The 20,102-nt window shown below is 50.4% G+C and carries 17 protein-coding genes; 10 read left to right on the top strand and 7 right to left on the bottom strand.

The features are described from left to right. Window positions 1-395 precede the first annotated feature (395 nt). Window positions 396-788 carry a CHC2 zinc finger domain-containing protein gene (locus tag H5P27_RS08555; protein WP_185659976.1) on the bottom strand — a complete coding sequence of 131 codons (393 nt, stop codon included), beginning with the start codon at window positions 786-788 and terminating at the stop codon, window positions 396-398. 221 nt (window positions 789-1,009) lie between these two features. Between H5P27_RS08555 and H5P27_RS08550 the strand changes: the two genes are divergently transcribed. From H5P27_RS08550 to H5P27_RS08520, 7 genes are all read left to right on the top strand, one after another. Continuing rightward, complete coding sequence (locus tag H5P27_RS08550) at window positions 1,010-1,534, top strand: hypothetical protein (RefSeq protein ID WP_185659975.1); 525 nt, start codon at window positions 1,010-1,012, stop codon at window positions 1,532-1,534. Window positions 1,535-1,760: 226 nt separating this feature from the next. Then, window positions 1,761-2,207 (top strand): hypothetical protein, encoded by a 447-nt coding sequence (locus H5P27_RS08545; RefSeq protein ID WP_185659974.1) that lies wholly within the window; start codon window positions 1,761-1,763, stop codon window positions 2,205-2,207. Window positions 2,208-2,484: 277 nt separating this feature from the next. Continuing rightward, window positions 2,485-4,044 (top strand): GapS1 family protein, encoded by a 1,560-nt coding sequence (gapS1, locus tag H5P27_RS08540; RefSeq protein WP_185659973.1) that lies wholly within the window; start codon window positions 2,485-2,487, stop codon window positions 4,042-4,044. Window positions 4,045-4,111: 67 nt separating this feature from the next. Further along, entirely contained in the window at window positions 4,112-4,714 is a 603-nt protein-coding gene (locus tag H5P27_RS08535; protein WP_185659972.1) for a restriction endonuclease subunit S, read from the top strand. A gap of 81 nt (window positions 4,715-4,795) precedes the next feature. After that, window positions 4,796-6,322, top strand: a complete 1,527-nt coding sequence (locus H5P27_RS08530) for a type I restriction-modification system subunit M (protein WP_185659971.1) — start codon at window positions 4,796-4,798, stop codon at window positions 6,320-6,322. Next, window positions 6,312-7,532: a restriction endonuclease subunit S gene (locus H5P27_RS08525; protein ID WP_185659970.1), complete on the top strand. Its 1,221-nt coding sequence runs from the start codon at window positions 6,312-6,314 to the stop codon at window positions 7,530-7,532. The genes H5P27_RS08530 and H5P27_RS08525 overlap by 11 nt, the downstream gene beginning before the upstream one ends. Further along, window positions 7,532-9,010, top strand: a complete 1,479-nt coding sequence (locus H5P27_RS08520; protein ID WP_185659969.1) for an ATP-binding protein — start codon at window positions 7,532-7,534, stop codon at window positions 9,008-9,010. Before H5P27_RS08525 ends, H5P27_RS08520 begins: the two co-directional genes overlap by 1 nt. Window positions 9,011-9,249: 239 nt before the next feature. Here the strand turns inward: H5P27_RS08520 and H5P27_RS08515 are convergent, their stop codons facing one another. Next, window positions 9,250-9,525 carry a hypothetical protein gene (locus H5P27_RS08515; protein WP_221774649.1) on the bottom strand — a complete coding sequence of 92 codons (276 nt, stop codon included), beginning with the start codon at window positions 9,523-9,525 and terminating at the stop codon, window positions 9,250-9,252. A 403-nt stretch (window positions 9,526-9,928) separates the two neighbouring features. Between H5P27_RS08515 and H5P27_RS08510 the strand changes: the two genes are divergently transcribed. From H5P27_RS08510 to H5P27_RS08500, 3 genes are read left to right on the top strand one after another with little or no spacing between them, the layout of a single operon-like run. Next, window positions 9,929-10,081 (top strand): hypothetical protein, encoded by a 153-nt coding sequence (locus H5P27_RS08510; RefSeq protein ID WP_185659967.1) that lies wholly within the window; start codon window positions 9,929-9,931, stop codon window positions 10,079-10,081. After that, window positions 10,078-13,359, top strand: a complete 3,282-nt coding sequence (locus tag H5P27_RS08505; RefSeq protein WP_185659966.1) for a type I restriction endonuclease subunit R — start codon at window positions 10,078-10,080, stop codon at window positions 13,357-13,359. The genes H5P27_RS08510 and H5P27_RS08505 overlap by 4 nt, the downstream gene beginning before the upstream one ends. A gap of 1 nt (window position 13,360) precedes the next feature. Beyond that, complete coding sequence (locus H5P27_RS08500) at window positions 13,361-14,122, top strand: M48 family metallopeptidase (protein ID WP_185659965.1); 762 nt, start codon at window positions 13,361-13,363, stop codon at window positions 14,120-14,122. A 124-nt stretch (window positions 14,123-14,246) separates the two neighbouring features. Here H5P27_RS08500 and H5P27_RS08495 read toward each other — a convergent pair whose 3' ends face one another. The 5 genes from H5P27_RS08495 to H5P27_RS08475 all read right to left on the bottom strand — a co-directional run bounded on the left by H5P27_RS08495 (window position 14,247) and on the right by H5P27_RS08475 (window position 20,014). Next, window positions 14,247-15,374, bottom strand: a complete 1,128-nt coding sequence (locus tag H5P27_RS08495) for a hypothetical protein (RefSeq protein ID WP_185659964.1) — start codon at window positions 15,372-15,374, stop codon at window positions 14,247-14,249. Between the two features lie 766 nt (window positions 15,375-16,140). Continuing rightward, complete coding sequence (locus H5P27_RS08490) at window positions 16,141-16,737, bottom strand: hypothetical protein (RefSeq protein WP_185659963.1); 597 nt, start codon at window positions 16,735-16,737, stop codon at window positions 16,141-16,143. Window positions 16,738-16,753: 16 nt separating this feature from the next. Beyond that, window positions 16,754-16,927, bottom strand: coding sequence for a helix-turn-helix domain-containing protein (locus H5P27_RS20205; protein ID WP_425511340.1), 174 nt, complete (start codon window positions 16,925-16,927; stop codon window positions 16,754-16,756). 636 nt (window positions 16,928-17,563) lie between these two features. Continuing rightward, window positions 17,564-18,445 (bottom strand): hypothetical protein, encoded by an 882-nt coding sequence (locus H5P27_RS08480; RefSeq protein ID WP_185659961.1) that lies wholly within the window; start codon window positions 18,443-18,445, stop codon window positions 17,564-17,566. A 189-nt stretch (window positions 18,446-18,634) separates the two neighbouring features. Then, window positions 18,635-20,014, bottom strand: a complete 1,380-nt coding sequence (locus H5P27_RS08475) for a tyrosine-type recombinase/integrase (protein WP_185659960.1) — start codon at window positions 20,012-20,014, stop codon at window positions 18,635-18,637. Between the last annotated feature and the right edge of the window lie 88 nt (window positions 20,015-20,102).

The raw sequence follows: 20,102 nt of genomic DNA, 5'->3' as shown, positions 1-20,102 counted from the left end.
TTTCGGACCCCGAAAACTCGCGAGATGAGAGCCAGGACTCGCAATCCGTCGTCAAACCTTCCTTTACTGTGAAAAAAATCAACTGAAATCGCAGCATTTCCCCAGAGAGCCTCAGTTTCACTCAAGCTATCTAACAATGTTTCGGGATCACCGGAACTTGCATGATAGCATGCTTTTTAAGGACGCTGAGTTTTAGTGAAAACCACATAAAGACTATAAGTGTGAGTTCCTCTGCCAAGAAGAGCACTGGACTTCTAATTCTCTGTGATCTCTCAAAGAAAACCTTTGGCCGAGTGGGCTTAAAAATAGCGAAGGCCGCCCTTGTCCGGGTGGCCTTCGCTATGCGTGGCTTTGGGCGAATGACACGCTTTCCGAGAGCGGAGCTGGCCTGAAGGTCAGGCTGTCCTTCGGCTGGCTGGCATCTGCCAGTCGGGTCCGAAGTTGAGCTCTGGATAGGCGGGCGGAGCTAAGCGTCTGGCCGGACGTCGCGACTGGCCGGATACTTCTATTCCGCCGATTTTCGCCAGGTAGCGGACGGCGTTCAGAAAGGAGACGTCATCCCTAAGCATGATATAGGCTATATTATCCCCCCTTTCGCCCGTTACCTGGCAGGAGAAGCGGTTGAGGTCCGTATTTACGTATATGGGCCCTTCGTTTCCTTTGCCCGAAAATGGGCTCTCCCCTACGAAGTAGCCATCCCGATCGAAGAGATCGGTGTCTTGGGCTACGATATCGGCTAGGGATACGCGGCGTTTCACTTCGGCGACTTTTTCTTTGGATATGAACATTAGTTTTATGGATTTGGTTTTTGTCCCCAATTTTCGTATACCGCCTACTGGACGGCGGCTTTAGGATCGCGGCAGGGGACGCTTGCCGCGACTTGTTGAGATGGCTTCGAGCTGGCGCTCGAAGGAAAGTGAAGGAGTCAAGGTCCGAATCGGAGCTACGTATCCGTTTTTTGTTTACATTAAAGATTGCAACGGGACCGAGCGGGGCCTAATATCGGGCCATGACCCGACATTTCGAAAATGACCTTTTGGACTCTTGCAGACGCTCGGCGGACTTTCCCGTCGGCAACCACTACGCCCGCTATTTCCGCGACTACATAGGATACCGGATCGGTACCGAAAACCAGGACAAGTCGGGAACCGACCATGTGGTGCTTACCCGCAACGGAAGCTATTGCGTAGACATTAAGGTCAGGGGTGAAGACCCGCTGGCCTGGGGCGTGGACGATCTCGCGGTCGAGCTATACTCCTGCGTCGAAAACGAGGTTCGCGGCTATCAGGACAAGACGACGACCCACCTGATGTGGATATTTCCCAGCACCGGCAGGTCGGTGCTGATCCCATTCGGCGCGTTCCGCAAAGTATACGACGCCTGCTTCGACTATTGGGACTTCTGGCTGGCGGAACGGCCGCAAGCCAGCCGACATAGGGGAAGCGTATACCACTCGACTCACTGCTTCGTGCCGACTGGCCTCTTCGGGAGATACGTCCTCCGCCACCAAGGCGACGCGGCTGGGGCAAACTGATGGTCGCCAAGGCGAAGCCTCTCCAAGGGCATGACCCGGAATCCCAATCAATAAAGGATCCATTCAAGAAAATGGTTGAGGTGGAACAAGACGAGTCGCGCGAAGCGGGGCTCGGATTGTTCGTTGAGGAAAAAGCGAACTGTGTGGATATCGTATTCTGCCGTCGGCAAGGGAACTCAAGGCATCCTTGGAAAACCGGCCTAGCATTGATACCGATTGGACCAGTATGAAGATGAACTATCTCGAACTGCTTGGTTCCGACCTGAAATCGGAACCCCTTGTCGACCTATTCGAGCGGCATGATGTCAGCGTCGTCTACGAGTACGATCGGAAGTACGAAAACCGGCCCGATCGGTACGTAGCCCAAATCCCTTCCCTCGGGCTGGAGTTCATCTTCGACGACCAAAGGAAGCTGCAGGAGCTGTTCATCAAAAGCCTGGGCACACTAGCGGGCGGCCCTTTCGCATGCGACGAAAGCCTTAGGGTATTTGAGGACAAAGGCGAAGCGGAGGAATTCGCCAGGCGGAACTCGATAGAGTTCACGGAAGCGACCGAGGACGAGATGGGTTTCGACATATGCCGGATCAGGTTCCTGCGCGACGAGTATTCCATAGAATATCAATTCGTCCGGTCCGCCCTGCACATGATCACAATCCGGAAAGGAAACGCCTGAAGCGGCCTTTCAAGCGAACTTCGCGAATTGCCTTGCAGAGATTCAAGTCTGACGAGCTTAGGCATGCGAAAAATAGAGAATTCTGGATACAGCCGCGACAGCACTCAATCGAAGTATCGGGCTTTATCCTCACCGGGCCGAGATACGCGAGGATGGCGATAATGTTCAGCCCTTCGCGCAACGCTTAGGCGTCCCAGGCTCTTGCCAAAATAATTGTATAGCATAACCGAGCATCTGATTCGACAGGTATGCATTGCACGCCTAATCATCCTGCAACGTGCCCGAAAACGATCCTCACTTCGCAGCCTACAAACCGATTCGCAACAAGCTCCGAAAGCTAAATCCCCATAGCATCCTCAAGCTCGTAGCAGACAAGCTTTTTGAAGTCGAAAATCGCGGGATAGAGGTAATGCGCCACTTCCAACCCTGGAACATGTTGCTGCTATTGAGGTGGTCCATTCAGGAAATCGATACGGTTGCCCATCGCAGGCCTGATGCGACTCAAAACGACTTCCACCAGCTTTTGAACCAAATCCACGAGATGGATGCCCTTTCGCTTCCGGATGATTACGAGCACGTGATACTATTTCTGCGAACGCTTTCCTACCAGCAATTCGCCCTGCAACGCGGTCCAGACGGGTCAGCTATCGCCCGGATGAACCTACTATTTGGCGGGCTGAAAAACGGGCACGAGTATCAAACACAATTCAAAAAACAGACTGGAATCTCGATTCTAGACTGCCTGGATCTCTGCTACGCCACTGCAACAATCTTCATAGCCCGCACACCTTCACGCACAATACAGCCGCAGCTATACAGACTGATCAAAGATTCGCTACCTCCTTCGGCTATCGAGGATTTCCTCGTGCTTATTTCTACAACGCCAACAGAAGTTCAAAGTCGACTCGCCAACGATCCCGATTTCAAAAACCAAACAATCGCCGAACAAAGCATCCTTCCCTCGCCGTTTTTAGACACCCCCATTATTCGAGTTGGTCAATCAAAGTACCGAGTGCTGTCTCCAAGACTGGTCTTAAGAAGAATAGAGTCCGTAATCTACCGGACTCTCAAGACTGGCAATCCGAGCTTTGGTGTGAAGTTCGGTCGCATCTTTGAGGCCTATGTCCACGACTGCCTCAGATCCGCAGAGGTCGACTGCCTGTCAGAGAACCAACTTAACCGAACATTTGGCGGCGAAGGTAAATGCGTCGACTTCCTGATCCGAGAGGACGAGTGCAACATCCTGATCGATGCCAAAGGCGTCGAGGCTAACCTTCCCGCACGCATCGCAAGATCGACATCCTACCTAATCTCCAAGCTTAGAACCTCAGTCCAAAAAGGGATAGAACAGGGCATGGAGACGCAAATAAGAGCGCTTTCGAGCGATAGCCTCAAAAGAGAAATTCGCATTAACCCGTGTGAGCCCTTCCTGCTTATAGTCACTTACGATCACTTGCATCTGGGCTCTAGCTACGACCTCGAATCGATTCTCGGCGATTCCATGCTCTCGAAGTTGAGAGAGAAATATGGCGACCCGCTTCCCGTTCCACTGGGAAACATATTTTTCGCCAGCATAGAGGAATTTGAAGATCTTCTGTCGGCAATTCGCACTAAGGAGATATCATCCTTTGGAGGCTTCTTCCGATACGCCCGAGAACAAGACCTCGACCCCAGAACACGTAAAATGGACCTCTATCTGCATTTGGCAGAAAGGATCAAAAATCCCGAGAGGCTACCTATTCTGCAAGAGTCACTGACCCAAATAGCGCGCCGCGTGATCCTCCGAATTCCGGACGCGTACAGAAATGGAGCGAAAACCAAAGCATTCCTCAAATAATTTGCATCATCCCCCATGAAGCACTTGACAAAGAAACGATCATTATCTTTTTTATGCATCATAACCGATGAACATTAAACACTGTAGACTAGCTGATATTGTCGAGATCTTCCCTGGATACCCATTTCGCGGCCCCGTCGAAGAAAAGGAACGCGGCAGTCATTATGTGCTTCAGCTCAAGAATGTGCAGTTAGGCCGGCGTATTGACTGGAACAACTGCACAAGAACCGACCTGCCTGGCAAAAAGGAACCCGACCTACTCGAAGAGGGGGATTTGGTTTTCGCAGCTCGAGGTGTGCACAATCACGCTTTCGCAATAGGCATAAAGGGCGACAGCTCGCCATACGTGGCCTCGCCCCACTTTTTCCATCTGCGCATCAAGCCGAATGAACAGATTTACGACGAGTTCCTCGCCTTCTTGCTAAACTACGGACCGAGCCAAAATTATTTTCAAAAAGAAGCGGCAGGCTCGCTAACTAAGAGCATCAAGCGTTCGACTCTCGAAAACACCCCCATCTGCATACCTTCCGTAGAACGACAGATCGCTATGAACGACTTAGTCTACGCCATCCGCCAAGAGAGAATTACCGCGGAAAGGCTCATCCAAGTTGGGGAATTTAATCTTCATGCCCTCGCCAACAACGAAATGCTCCGCTCCACCAGAGATTAACCATTTCCTCCAAACCAAGGTGTACCGACCGCGATCGCCGACCTCCACCTAAGACCCAGAACCTTTCCACCTGTATCCGCGATGTCCGAAAAAGTAAACCAAGACACCATCAACAAGGCCCTTTGGTCCGCCTGCGATACCTTCCGCGGCACCATTAGTGCCGACACCTACAAAGACTTTGTACTCACCATGCTCTTCCTCAAGTACATCTCCGATGTATGGCAGGACCACTACGACGAATACGCGAAGGAGCATGGCGACGAACCAGACCTGATCGAAGCCCTCATGGAAACCGAGCGCTTCAAGCTCCCTAAAGAAGCCTCCTTTCAATCGCTCTACCAGCATCGCCACGAGCCGGGCAACGGCGAGCGCATCGACCAAGCTCTCCACGCCATCGAAGAGGCCAACGGCAACAAGCTTCGCGACGTAGGCAAAAGCGTCTTCCAGGACATCACCTTCAACACCGACAAGCTCGGCGAAGAGAAGCAGAAAAATACTATCCTACGCCACCTTCTGGAGGACTTCGCCAAGCCCGAGCTCGATCTCCGCCCAAGCCGCGTCGGCACTCTCGACGTCATCGGCAACGCCTACGAATACATGATCAAGCTCTTTGCCGCCAGCGGCGGACAAAAGGCAGGCGAGTTCTACACCCCACCCGAAGTCTCAGAGCTCATTGCCGAGCTGCTCGATCCCCAGCAAGGCGACACCATTTGCGACCCTGCGTGCGGATCTGGTTCCCTACTCATGAAGATCGGCCGCAAGATCCGCGACCACCACGACAGCAAGCAGTACGCCCTCTACGGCCAGGAAGCCATCGGCTCCACCTGGTCTCTCGCCAAGATGAACATGTTTCTGCATGGCGAGGACAACCACAAGATCGAATGGGGCGACACCATCCGCAACCCCAAGCTGCTCGACAAGAACGGCGACCTCCACCACTTCGACATCGTCGCAGCCAACCCCCCCTTCTCCCTCGACAAGTGGGGCCACGAAGACGCTGCCAATGATCCCTTCGACCGCTTCCGCCGCGGCGTCCCGCCCAAGTCGAAGGGCGACTACGCCTTCATCCTTCACATGATCGAGACCCTCAAGCCCGGCTCCGGACGCATGGCCGTCGTCGTGCCCCACGGCGTGCTCTTCCGCGGCTCCAGCGAGGGCAAGATCCGCCAACAGCTCATCGAGGAAAACCTGCTCGACGCCGTCATCGGCCTGCCCGAAAAGCTCTTTTACGGCACCGGCATCCCCGCCGCCATCCTCGTATTCAAAAAGCAGCGACAGGCTGACGACAAAGTTCTCTTCATCGACGCCTCCCGCGAGTTCAAGGCCGGCAAGAACCAGAACCTGCTCGACGAGGATAACATCCAGAAGATCCTTGCAACCTACCGCGATCGCTCGGTCGTCGACAAGTACAGCTACCTCGCCACCAAAGCCGAGATCGCCGAGAACGACTACAATCTGAACATCCCCCGCTACGTCGACACATTCGCCGAGGAAGCCGAGATCGACCTCATGGACATCCGTGAGAAACGGAAAATACTAAAGCGACAACTCGCCGATCTCGAAACCGAAATGGACAAACATCTAAAGGAGTTGGGTTATGGTGCTTAACTTTAAAGAAGCACGCCTCTCCTCTGTAACAACCTTAATTACCAAAGGAGCAACTCCGACCACTTACGGCCACGACTTCACCGATGAAAATGAGGATGCTATACTCTTTCTCGGTGCTTTCAACTGCTCTATCGAAGGCCGTATCAAGTTGGACAAGAAAAAGTGGATTTCGAAAGAAGCGGACAAGTCTATCAAACGCTCACGGCTACAGAAGAACGATTCCCTTTTCTGCATCGTTGGTAATACTATTGGAAATAGTTGCCTTATAGAGGAGAAGGTCGTTCCCGCGAACATCAACCAAAATGTCGCGCTAATTCGCCCCAACTTCAAGAAGCTGAATCCACAGTTCCTTTCATACAACTTAAGGTCCAGCCGGATACAGTGGACAGTCATTCAAGAGGCATCCACTCAAGCTCAACCCAGCCTAAGCCTCAAGCAAGTAGGAGACTTTTCGATCCCACTCCCTCCTCTATCCGAGCAAAAGAAGATCGCGAAGATATTGTCGATTTGGGACGAGGCGATTGTCACCACTGAACAACTACTCGCCAACAGCCAGCAGCAGAAGAAAGCCCTCATGCAGCAACTCCTCACCGGCAAGAAACGCTTCCCGGGATTTGCTGAATGGAAAACAGTCAAATTGAAATCGTTTATGACCGAGAGTCGGGTTCCAGGGTCATCGGGCGATGTCGCGAAAAAAATCACTGTCAAACTCTATGGACAGGGAGTTCTCGCAAAAGACGAAAAGCGGCTCGGTAGCGAATCGACAAAATACTATAAGCGCTCTGCAGGCCAATTCATCTACAGCAAATTAGACTTCCTCAATGGAGCTTTCGGAATCGTCCCTTCCGAGTTAGACGGCTATGAGTCGACACTTGATCTACCAGCCTTTGATCTGAACTCCAAAGTGGACTCAAGTTGGCTAATCAATTTCGTTTCCAGAGAAAGTTTCTATAAATCAAACATCGGACTGGCAAACGGAGGAAGAAAAGCCCGTCGCGTAAATCCAAAGGATCTTCTCAATCTGAAGATCAATGCTCCAAGCCTGGAAGAACAAAAAGCGATCGCAGCCGCTCTCAACACCGCCGACGCCGAAATCGCCACCCTCCAGCAAAAGCTCGACCGCCTCAAGCAAGAGAAGAAAGCCCTCATGCAACAACTCCTCACCGGCAAACGCCGCGTGAAAGTAGACAAGGAGGCCGCGACTGCGTAATGGAATCCCAAAAGCAAACCTATCTGCTCAGTCTCGTAGAGGAACTTTGCAAGCTACCCAAAGAAACAGAATGGGTTGAGTTTAAGCATAACAACGAGGATCCCGAAGCGATTGGAGAGTATATTTCCGCCCTCGCGAATTCAGCCGTTTACTGCGGAAAAGTTTACGCTTATCTCCTTTGGGGTGTCGAAGATACTTGCCATGAAATTGTGGGTACAAACTTCAACCCCTCCGCTGCCAAAGTCGGTGCCGAAGAGTTGGAAAACTGGCTGCTTCGGCTTCTCGCCCCTAAACTGAACTTCAGCTTCCACCTCCTTCAATTCGGAGAGAACACTGTAGTCCTTCTTGAAATACAAGCGTCAGCTCGTCAGCCCGTGCAATTCAAAGGACAAGAGTACATACGTATCGGCTCCTACAAGAAGAAGCTAAAGGAGCACCCAGAGCGCGAGCGAGAGCTCTGGCGAATATTCGACAGGACTCCTTTTGAACAACGCATAGCAAAGGCGCATTTGAATGGTCACGATGCTCTCGACCTACTCGACTTTCCCTCCTATTTCGAACTACTAAGTTTACCCCTCCCCTCCAATTCATTGGCAATTCTCGAATCCCTCGAAAGCGAAAGCATCATCCAACAAGACGATGCCGGGCTTTGGAATATCACCAACCTCGGAGCTATCCTTTTCGCCAAAAAACTAGATAGCTTCGGCGAGCTGCGTCGCAAAGCAGTCAGAGTGATTCAGTATAAGGGCGAAGGTCGTATAGTAACGGTCCGCGAACAAATCGGTTCCAAAGGGTATGCTGCCGGTTTTTCAGGCCTCGTTGAATACATAAACGGACTCCTTCCTTCAAACGAGGTCATCGGACAAGCCTTGCGAAAGAAGCTCCCCATGTTTCCCGAATTAGCGATTCGGGAGCTCGTAGCCAACGCCTTGATACATCAGGACTTTTCCCAGACAGGAAATGGTCCCATGGTTGAGATTTTCGACAGCAGGATGGAAATAACCAATCCTGGCCAGCCTCTGGTAAAACCAGAGCGTTTTCTCGACTCTCCTCCCAAGTCTCGAAACGAGGCGATCGCGTCATTCATGAGACGAATCGGCGTTTGCGAGGAACGCGGAAGCGGAATCGACAAGGTCGTTTTCGAGACCGAATACTATCAACTACCGGCTCCTAGATTCGAGTTGGCGGGCGATTCCCTACGTTCCGTTCTGTTTGCTTACAAGGAACTGAAGGAAATGGACAAAGAGGAACGGATCCAAGCATGCTACCTCCACGCCTGTCTTCTTTTCGTCCATCGGAAACTAATGACCAACAGCAGCCTACGGGAGCGATTCAAGATCGAAGAGCATAACCGAGCGATCGCATCACGCATAATCAACGACTCAATTGAGGCCGGTTGGATCTCTCCACGCGATCCCGACCAAGGAAGAAAGCACGCCAAGTACGTCCCATTCTGGGCAGGCGAGCTATCACTTTAACGCAGCACGCTTTTTGATCCGTGCGCACAAAACAAACAGGAAATCAGGATTAATAACTATCAATCAACAACTTACTTATTTGATGGTTATTTGATCAACACCTACCTACTCGCCCAGACTCCGTTGAACTTCTCCCCTGTAAAACGGAATTACCCGCCATGCACCTAAGAGGATTTATCCCCAACGACGACGAGTCGCATTTCAATGCAGGCAGGCCTTATTTGTGACGACGAAAATCATCATTTTGATCCGATAGTCAAATCCGCAATTGCGCCTAGCTCCATCGCAAAACGACAACCCAATGCCTGCAAAACGACATCACTCTCAACTCCACCGTCGATGGACGTTCGGAGTTCAACCTTCGGAAACTCGACGGCCTGAATTGTTTTACCCAAATCGAAAGCGCGGCACTCTAACAAACCGCCAAACTGAGTGTCAGCCTTCACCTGAAGAACATTCAGGCCGAGAGAGAGCGAAGCGAAGAAGCAACTGTCATGGAACACTTGACAGTTCAAAAGGAAGGCGAGCGAGAGGTGGAATAAAGTTCGCCTCAAATGCGAGTGACCTATCTCCAAATACGGGTGGGTTAGAACCAAATGCGAGTGACTTCGCAGCAAATACGAGTGAGTTCTCACCGGAGCTTTTACAACGTGCAGCAGACCTTAGTCCCAAAGCCCGAAAGAATACTCTCTGGCCAGTCCTCCTTGGTCTATGCGCCGAGAGCCCGGTAACCGCTGAACGGCTCGCATCGATAACCAAGCGCAAGGTTGTTCACCTAAAGAACAACCACCTGAGTCCACCAAGACGTCAGCACGGCCTTCTATCTTACCTGTATCCAGAAGTGGAGAACCACCCTAGCCAAGCTTACGTCACCACCGAAAAGGGAAAAGCTTGGCTTAAGAAAGGATCCTTGGAGCGATGACAGCGACAATCGACGTCATCATCAACATCATCATCATCATCATCATGAGCGACAGCGTGACCCGTCTTCTCAACGCCAGCACCATGATGATAGGCATCAATACGATACCAGGCGGACCTTTTGAGCGAAGAGGAGAGGCAGCGAAATGAGCCCCGAAGCGCCCAAGTTTCAAGAGGAGTACAGCGCCAAGCTGCCAGCCCTCACGTTGCTCCACAATTTGGGTTGGACTTTCCTTCCTCCCGACGAAGCGTTGGCCGGTCGCGGCGGCAAGCTCGACGAAGTCGTGCTCCGCAGCGAGTTGAAACGGCAGCTGAGCAAGCGGCGGTTCGTGTTCATGGGCCATGAACACGCTTTGAGCGAAAAGAGCGTCGACAATCTCGTGGCCGAAATCTGCTCCCCCGCCCTAAACGAAGGACTCAAGGCAGCGAACGAGCGGATCTACAACCACCTGCTATACGGGATCCCGGTTACCGAATTCATAGACGGCCGCAAAGCGACCCCTACCATTCCGATCATAGACTGGAAGAACCTAGACAAAAACTCCTTCCTCTTCACGGAGGAGATGAAGGTGCTCCGTAGCGGGGGCGTCGAGACGCGTCGCCCTGACATCGTGTGCTTCGTCAACGGAATCCCGCTGGTGGTCATCGAAGCCAAGCGACCAGACGGAAACGCCAAGAAAGGCCCAACCATCGATGAAGGCATTTCCCAAAGCCTGCGCAACCAACGCATCGACGAGATCCCCCAGCTATTCGCCTACACTCAGCTCATACTCTCGATCAACGGCCTCGAAGGAAGGTACGGCACACAGGGTACGAAGCAAAAATTCTGGAGCGCCTGGCGTGAAGAAGACCTTTTGGACACTGACATGGCGGTGATCAAGAATCGCGTCATAAGCGAGGAAGCGCTGGATCTGCTATTCGTTCACCGCCAGCCAGCCGATCGAATGTGGTACGAATCGCTCGTCGCCGGCGGACATCTAGCCGTTACCGGACAAGACCGCATTCTCATCGGCTTGCTGCAGCCGGAACGCCTGCTCGAATTCGCCCGTTTCTTCGTATTCTTCGATCAAAAGGCAGGCAAGGTAGTCGCTCGTTACCAGCAAGTCTTCGGAATCAAGCGACTACTGGAACGCGTCCAGCAGAAGACTCCCAAGGGCAAGCGACAAGGTGGAGTAATCTGGCACACAACCGGATCGGGCAAGTCCTTCACCATGGTGTTCCTTTCCAAGGCGCTCATACTCCATGATGCGCTGAAACAGTGTCGCCTCCTCGTCGTGACAGACCGCGTAGATCTAGAGAAGCAGCTGAGCAAGACCTTCATGACAGGCGGCGAGCTTGGAACCAAAAAGGACAAGGAAGCGGCCATGGCCACTTCCGGAAGACGTCTGGCGGAGCAGATCGGACGAGGTACCGAGCGGATCATTTTCTCACTTATCCAGAAATTCAATACAGCCGCCAAGCTGCCCGAATGCCGCAATGATAGTTCGGACATCATTGTCTTGGTGGACGAAGGGCACCGCAGCCAAGGCGGCGAGAACAACATCCGCATGCAGCAGGCATTGCCGAACGCGTCGTTTATCGCTTTCACCGGAACTCCATTGCTCAAGGACGACAAGACGACCAACAAGTTCGGCCCGATCGTCCACGCCTACACCATGCAACGAGCGGTGGAAGACAAGGCTGTCACCCCACTCCTCTACGAAGAGCGGATTCCCGATCTCGACGTGAACGAACGGGCGATCGACGCCTGGTTCGACCGCATAACAGAAGGTCTAACCGACCAGCAGAAAACCGATCTCAAGAAAAAGTACGCCAAGAAGGGACAGATCTACCAAAGCGAAGACCGAATCCGGCTCATCGCTCTGGATATCGCGAATCACTTCGTCAAAAACGTCCAAGACGGGCTCAAAGCTCAGCTCGCTTGCGATAGCAAGGTATCCGCAATTTTGTACAAACAATATCTCGATGAAACGAACCTGTTCGAGAGCGCGGTAGTCATGTCTCCTCCCGACACAAGAGAAGGCAACACCGAGGTAGACGAAGAGAAAGCCCCTCTCGTCGCTAAGTGGTGGAAGGAGAATGTCGGTTCTCAGGATGGCGACGATTATACAGAAGCGGTAGTCAAACGCTTCGAAAAGGATCCGGATCTGAAGCTTCTAATCGTGGTTTCCAAACTCCTGACAGGATTCGACGAACCCCTGAATTCCGTGCTCTACATCGACAAGCCGCTTGAGGAGCACAATCTCTTGCAGGCGATCGCTCGCGTAAACCGGCTCCACCCCGACAAGAAGTTCGGCTACCTCATCGATTACCGAGGAATTCTGAAGGAACTGGATACGACCATCGCCAAGTACCAGGACCTCGCGAACCGTACCCAAGGCGGCTACGACATCAAAGATCTCGACGGGCTCTACAACCAAATGAGCACCGAGTACAAGCGGTTGCCACGCCTTTACCGTAAGCTTTGGGACATCTTCAAGGCCGTCGCCAACAAGCAGGATCTCGAAGCGCTACGACAAGTTCTCGTCCCGAAAATGGAAGAGGTCGAAGGCGAGATGGTAGACGCGAATTTGCAGGTTCGAGAGGACTTCTTCGAAGCCCTTACCGAGTTCTCGAGCTGCCTGAAAGTCGCTCTGCAATCGGTGACTTTCTACGAAGACAAGAGCTTCACCGACGCGGACCGAGCCAAGTACAAGGAAGCAGTAAAGCAGTTCTCCAGCCTTCGGCAGATCGCAAAGCAGGACGCAGGGCAGACCATCGACTACGACGAATACTCGGAAAGTGTTCGTAAGCTGATGGACAAGCATGTGGTCGGAGTGGAGGTAAAGGAACCGAAAGGCTTCTACTCCGTCGACAAGCTCGGCAAACGCGAAAATCCCGAAGATTGGACCAAGGAAAAGACCCGTAACGAGACGGATATCATCCGCACGCGGGTCACGAGGATGATCGAGGTAGACCTTCGGGACGACCCATACGCCCAAGAGTCTTTTTCCAAATTGCTGCGGCGCGTCATCGAGGAAGCCGAACGGCAATTCGACAATCCCATGAAGCAGTATCTCCTGTTCCACGACTTTGAAGAGCAGGTTCAAAAGCGAGAGTTGTCGGACATCCCCGACGAGCTAGCCGGACGAAATCACGCCCAAGCTTTCTTCGGAATCTTTAAGAAAGAACTGCCCAACGCGCTTAATTCGGTTGAGCCTTCAGGACTTCAGAAATGGATCGAACTCGCATTACGCATCGAGCAAATCGCGGAGAAAGCAATCGCTGAAAACTCGATCTCGCCTCAGAATATCGAAGCTCAAATTCGTAAAGAAACCCTTCTAGCTACCTTCGGTCGTTGCAAGGAAGTGGGAGCCGGATTGGACCAAGCGAACCGGATCTCTGAGTGGGTTGTGCAGATCACACGAGCCGGCTTTACGGCTTCCTGAAATGGCGAAAACGATCTCGAAAGTTCAAACTACCGATCGCGATTTCAGTCTCCGATACGGTAAGGAATTCATCAGATTCCAACGTGTCAGCAGCAATTCAAAAAAGGCGAAAGCGACCATCAAGGTTCACCCTGACGGGACTGTTTTCGCCCACGCAAATGACGCCGCGAGCGACTCCGAAGTGCTCGACGCAGTACGAAAAAAAGCACGCTGGATAGCCAAACAGCGTAGGTATTTCGCAGAGCTAGAACACGGCATTCGAACAAGAAAATTCGTCAGCGGAGAGAGTCATTTCTATCTCGGCAGACGATACCTGCTGAAGGTTTTTGTCGATCGAGAGAAAAGTCCCAAAGTTCGTTTCTATCGTGGGAAGATCGAAGTTTTTGTTGACGAAAAGTCTTCCGAAAAAGTCGCGGGACTTCTCCAGAATTGGTATCGTGAAAGAGCTCGTATCGTGCTTTCCGACTGCCTCGATGAGATGACGAAGCGAGCTCTTTGGGTTCGTAGAACGCCGTCTCTTCGCCTCCGAAAGATGTCCAAACAATGGGGTAACTGCTCGCCCAATGGCGTCCTAACGCTGAACGAAAACCTAGTCAAAGCCCCTCGCGAATGTATCGAGTACGTCGTACTTCACGAGCTTGCCCACCACGCTGAACACAATCACAGCAAGCGTTTCTACCGTCTGCTTGACCAGGCCCTGCCAGATTGGAGAGCTTCGAAAACCCGCCTCGATTCTCTCGGCCCGGCGATCCTAGAACGCTGAACCAATTCGGCCATTGGGAGCGCGTTGATCAGCTCCGTCAAGTGCGACAAGACGGTCATATATAGTTTGGGTACTTGCCAAATCTTTCCTCATGGGTTGTCGCACGGGGCGTCTAGGGCATAAACTAGAACCCCATCTCGGGCCCGCCTGTACCCCCCGGGGCTCTATCATCGTCGTCAGGTTTACGATCCAGGTTCATATCTCGGGCCATATCTATCAGGGTTTCCTGAGGATCTTCCCAAACCACCTTGGATCCAACTCTGAAAGAAAGTTCCCCATACTCATCCAGAACACACTCTGCTCCTAAATCGGCCGCTACCCTCTTGATGATATCCAACTCGCTCGCCTGATCCCCGATTTCAACCTCCTCTTTCTCGAGGGCATCTGCAACGATAGAAACCATCTCTGCTGGATCGAATAGAGGTCTCGCCTCGAACGTCGGTTTGGGTTGTGTTTCTGCAGCCTTGGGCTGCTCCTTTTCAACATTGATCTTAGGCTGTTCTGGCCGCCGTTTTAGGTCTTCCGCTTCGACGAATTGCTTGACTGCAACTTGTAAGTCTGACCGCAAAATAATCACAGTCTCCCCATTTTTATCGCGTAATTTTTCGTACTTACCGAAGAGGGAAATCGAAGAATACTCGTATAGCCATTCGACATAAATTTCCCGAAAGAGTGCATCGCTGAAGCTTTCGTCAACGGCCTCCTCCGCAAACGCCACGAAAGCCCGCCATTCATCCCTCTTTTCCTCAAGAAAACGGCGCCCATGATCCAGCATCTTTTCAAAACGAATCTCCAGTTCGTTGCGGAAAACTTCCATTGCTACACTCGCTGGGGCTACCTTTCCCAATCCAAGAAATTCAACGCGTTCCCTGTTGGCGTTCGATTTTTCGCACCCAGCTAGCTTCAGCGATTCCACAATCGTGTTTGGTTGAAGCTCCTCTCCCCTACAGAGCTCTGTAAGAAGGGATTCTGCCACTTTATCAAGAACCTCTCCATAACTTTCTAGCGTTTGGAATCGATCCAGCAGTAGTCTGCGATTGATCAATCTGAAATTATAGAAATCGAGATAGAATGGCGTTTTCCGCTTGGACCCCTCCGGCAATAAACCAACTCGATCCTTTTTTAGGTCGAATGCCTCCGCAGCTTCATCTGGATCATTGATAATAATGCAGCTAGTCTTCCCCGATTGCTTGTTTTTGACCCGTCTCGCAACCTGCCAGCCATTCGCTTTGAGCAATTTTCGAAGCTTCATGCGCAGTTTTTTTTCATCGTCCGGAAGCCAATAGCAAAACCCCTTCGCTAGAAACTCGATCATCCAATTTCTAGATGTAGGTTGGCTATTTGTTCGGTCTTCTTTTTGGGAATCTTCTTTCCGCTTTTCAGCTTTCGCCTGCGAATATGTCATGATCTCACGTTCGCCACGTTCCCTTCGGAAAGAATTTATTTTCTCCACAGACAGTCGCGCCTTCAGTTTTACATTCTCAATCAGGTCATGACGATGGCTTTGCTCACGAATCAAATGCTCGGTCGGTCGTGGAAAGACTCCTTGAAATGTTATTCCACAAAGCAAAACATGAAGATGAGGACCATCGCCATTCTCCTTCTGGTGCCAAGCCGATGCGGCGGGGCTTCTGTCGCTCAATTCAGAAAGGACATCCGTTCGAAAAAGTTCTTTCTCACTTAATCCTGCGTCACCTTCAAATCTCGTCCCTTTCGGGAAGTTAAAAATTACATGAATTGCGAGCTCTATTTCATCTGACCGTATTGACTGAAAATCCGAATGGAGCCGGTGATAGTCTTCGCAACACTCGATAACCATTTCCAAAAACGTTTTTCCATTCGGAACCAACCAATCCACTTTTTGATCGAGAGTACAGTCAGTGTGGTCTGGATGCTCGTTATCGTTTAAGTATTGTTCAGCTTTCTGTACTTGCTCGACGGTAATGATTTTTGTCGAAGTAGAATAACCGGAGGAGAGTTTTGTACCCTTTTTCTTGGCTGGAAAAACGGGAAACATATTATGACTGGTTCGCGCATTTTGACTCGTACACCAAATGGTAGAAGGCTTGATAAACTGGATCCTCAGAGCCTTTCTTTACCGCCAGAATCGCTTTCTCCAAAACATCGTCAGGTACTAGGTCAAATCGGGCAAATACAAGTTGCTTCAACTTGGCTCGAATTTTCTCAAACTCTTCCAAAGTACGCTCTACCTTCTTGGCGTATTTAAGAACCACATCCGATTCGGTCAACGTTACAGCGCAGTTCCGTAATGACGCACGCGTATCACTAAGTCCACTACATGCATCCACAAGAGCTTTAACACAATCTCTAAAGTCTTCCACTTGCTTCGTAGAATTCGGATTTTCAATGGCAAAACGAAAGAAAGTAACATTAATCGGTCCGGATTCCTCACCTTCAGATTCACCCCTGGCTCTAATTTCAAGATTGATGGGGAGATTACCTTCGAGACTGTCGGCGAGACTCAAAATCAGCTTCCATTGACGAACGATATGTTCGAGCAATTTGGTATTATCCATCCCCGTCTCCGACTTGAGATCTTGCAGGAATTTGTCGATGTCTTTGGGGGCGCAAAGTGTGTAATTTTTCTTAGCCACTATCTACCTCCGATAACTACGCTGCATCAGTTTGCATATATCGATCTAGATCCTCTCGTCGAATAATGATTCGACCTCGTCCGTCACTGTTCCCAAGGATCCTCTTATACACTATCACTTCCTTTGAAATAAGACTTCGAAGCGTTCTCTCAGAAATTCCGATATATATAGCCGCTTCAGTTACAGACATATACATAGGCGGATGGCTTCTCAATTCGATCAGACTCAGCCCAACAGGGCTTTCTTTATAATTTTCTTTTTTCATAGACATTTAGGGCGCCCGAAGGCCAAGCGCGGTTACTTTCATTTCTTTAGTTGCCTTCACCCTACAGGGCTAATTTCAAAATAATCGAAATATCACCCCCTACAAAAATCCGGAATTTCGTTTTAACCCGACTACACAAATTCTGCCTAAATATATGATCTCCTGACAATTGCACACACTCAGGACTTTTATCTAATTCCAATCTTGAGTAATAACACTCACTTTCCGATCGATTTTTTTTGAGTATACCCCTCTAAATCAAAATAGGCAATATAGTCTACTTTCCGGGATTACTGGCGTTACAGAACAGCCTGCGTTGCCTTCAACTCTCAAGATCCTCGTCAGTATAGGACTTCCGTAGCTACAGCTCCTAGAAAACGCAAAACCGTACCGATTGAGCCACCTAGAAAAGAGGCTACAAAATGCGAAAAATGTTTGAATCGCTTTTTTAATCTGAGCAATCCAACCAAGCAAAACCAATTGCTCCGAGATTTAGAACTATCTCGAATTAAGAAAATTTCCGTTGGAGAAGACAGATTGAGTCCGCCAACCTTACACCCTCTATCTACTCAAAAGATCCTTCAAGATCCGCTCGATAAAAGACTGAACACAGTCCTTTTCGATTTTGAGAGATTCTAGATCTCTTTTTATTTTAGACAGGCCGTCTTCCCTCCATGATTCTGCTATAGAGTTGTCCACGTTTCGCTCCCTCATACCATTTACGTCTGCTTCAACTCTCTTCTCCCTTTTGAGGGCTTTATCTCGAACTGACTTGCGAATTCTAACGCTGGATGTCAGCTCATCAAGCCATACAACTCGAGGTCTAGTTTTCATTTTCTGTAGGTTGTATGCATAATCGACCATGGACTTGGCCCATTCTTTTGCCGTATCTTTTTCAAGATCAGGAAGTCGCCACCTATTCTTTTCCGCTTGGTCATAGTGGTGAATCTGGTCTTGCTCTCCGTATACCAAGCTACCCGGCTGACATTCCTCCTCAATAGAGTCCCAGAGACCGACTGGCTCTTCCATTTTGCGAAAAGCTATCGTATCTTCAACAAAATCCAAAATAGCAATGTTCAGACTTTCATGTTTTGGATTTATGGATACAGGAAGCCCTTTTCCCAAGCCAATTCGAGAAAAGCGTTGGCTAATTTCATCGCTTTTCGCTCTCACACCTTTGAATCCATCCGACACTTCGCGCGTGTGATAAAAAACCATCGGCCACTTAACTTTTTCGCCAGCCACTTTTCGAACAGCTTCAGGATGGTAGACCTCAAGAGCTTCGATAACTCTGCATGCGTCAACGACCACGCCAACCAGGCCACTTACAGCATCGTCGTACCGATCCTGCTTCGCATTCCCGCTCCCACTAGAAGAATGACAGTCGATTTTCCAAAGGGCTTCGTTCAGCAATGCTCGAATTTCGGAAACAATCTCGTCCATTGGACGCTAAATCGACCATTCGAACAATTACCTAAACGCAAGCCCATTACATGGGTCAAATCGCGTGAATTCGGGACAATCAAAATTGCCGATGACCAACTCTCCAGGATCACTTTTACGGTGAGGCGAAGGGGACTCAGAGAATACCAAGTTCCCCCTCATTTAAACGATTGCCCAATGGGATCACCACTACTGAGGTCTAAGACTGAAGAATCGATTGCCCTCGCCCCTCTTTACTAGTTCCCGATAATTGGCAAATAGCAGGTCATCATTTGTCGGATGCCCCATTTGGATGGAAGTCTTTATAGAGTCTCCGAATTTATCGAAATGGTAACTACCGTACGAATGTCTCATCCCGTTTTTTATCCAGTGCGACACCTCCTTACCGCCCTTCCTGTGCGAAAAACCGGCCTTATACCGAAGTTTTCGAAACTTCCTATCGAAATGGTTCTTATCTCGATATTCCACGATAGGACCCGAGTCTTGGTGACAGAGACTGAGCCATTCGACCCCATTAGGCGGGATATCAACATGCCTAATGCGTCGCTTTTTAGCAATGTCTTTAGGCACGGTAACAATCGCCATTTCCTCGGATAAATCGACATTCGACCAGTCTAACTGTTTAGCCTCTTCAGAGCGAATTCCACAAAAGAGCGAAAGGGTGACGAATCCCAAAAGCCCCAATTGCTTCTCCTTTCTCGCAATTTCAAGAAGGTGTTGAGCTTGCTCGACCTGCAAAATACCGACTTTGCCCTTTCCTTTACCCTCTTTCGTGCCTACGAGAGCTTTGCGACGCTCTCCAATCAAGCCATGCGTCGGCGAGTGTTTAACATACCCTTCGATTAAAGCGTGATTGAACACAGAAACCGCGATCCTGACGTAATTTTCATTGCTTCTGGCGGAAAGGCCTAGCCCCTTGATCCAGTTAAAGATATTGTCTCTGGAGACGAGCGCTATGTCCATATCCTCACCCAATTCCCGAGCCATCCTTCGAGCCCGGTACACGAAATCCTCTAAAGAGGGATCCGCCAATTTGCCTTCATTTGGACGGGACTCCTTGAGCGCGATCATCTCCTCCACGACAAAGGAGAGAGAACGATGCATGTGAACCGGAGACAGGTGTGCCAATGCAAATGGGACAACATCAACAAACTCAAGTCCTCGCTCCTGAAGCTTATCAAGTCCACTTGCCACCTCGGAAAACTTTGCAGTCGATCCTTTAGCAACTTTCAGCAGCTGCCGAAGCCCTTCCAGTGTCTGACCTGACTCCTCAAGCACGGGAACGAGGGCTGCAACCTCGTTCTGCAGCTGCGAATCGAGCGAGAAGAACGAGTCTCCACGAGCCTTTTTAGCCCGGAATGCTTCCGCAGCAAACAACTTAGCATCCTCGCGTTTCTTAAAGTTTCGCCTGATGCGACCAGCACCAGTCAGCTTGGCCGGTACGGTAACCTTAAAAGAAATATTGAAAACCAGCCCATCACGCTTGTTTGGGACCTCCCTGATGAGAATTCCTGAATTTTTGGGGTACTCCTCTTCACGCAAGCCGTCATTTCTTCTCTTTGCAACCATGTGCTAAAGCTTGCGTTCTATGCCGAACTCGCAATTCAAATTGGCAATACTTGGCAATAATTAGCCTAGCTTCTCTGGCATTCTAAAG

It is taken from the genome of Pelagicoccus albus (genome assembly GCF_014230145.1).
Classification (GTDB): domain Bacteria; phylum Verrucomicrobiota; class Verrucomicrobiia; order Opitutales; family Opitutaceae; genus Pelagicoccus; species Pelagicoccus albus.
This window is presented reverse-complemented; position numbering and strand designations above follow the sequence as displayed.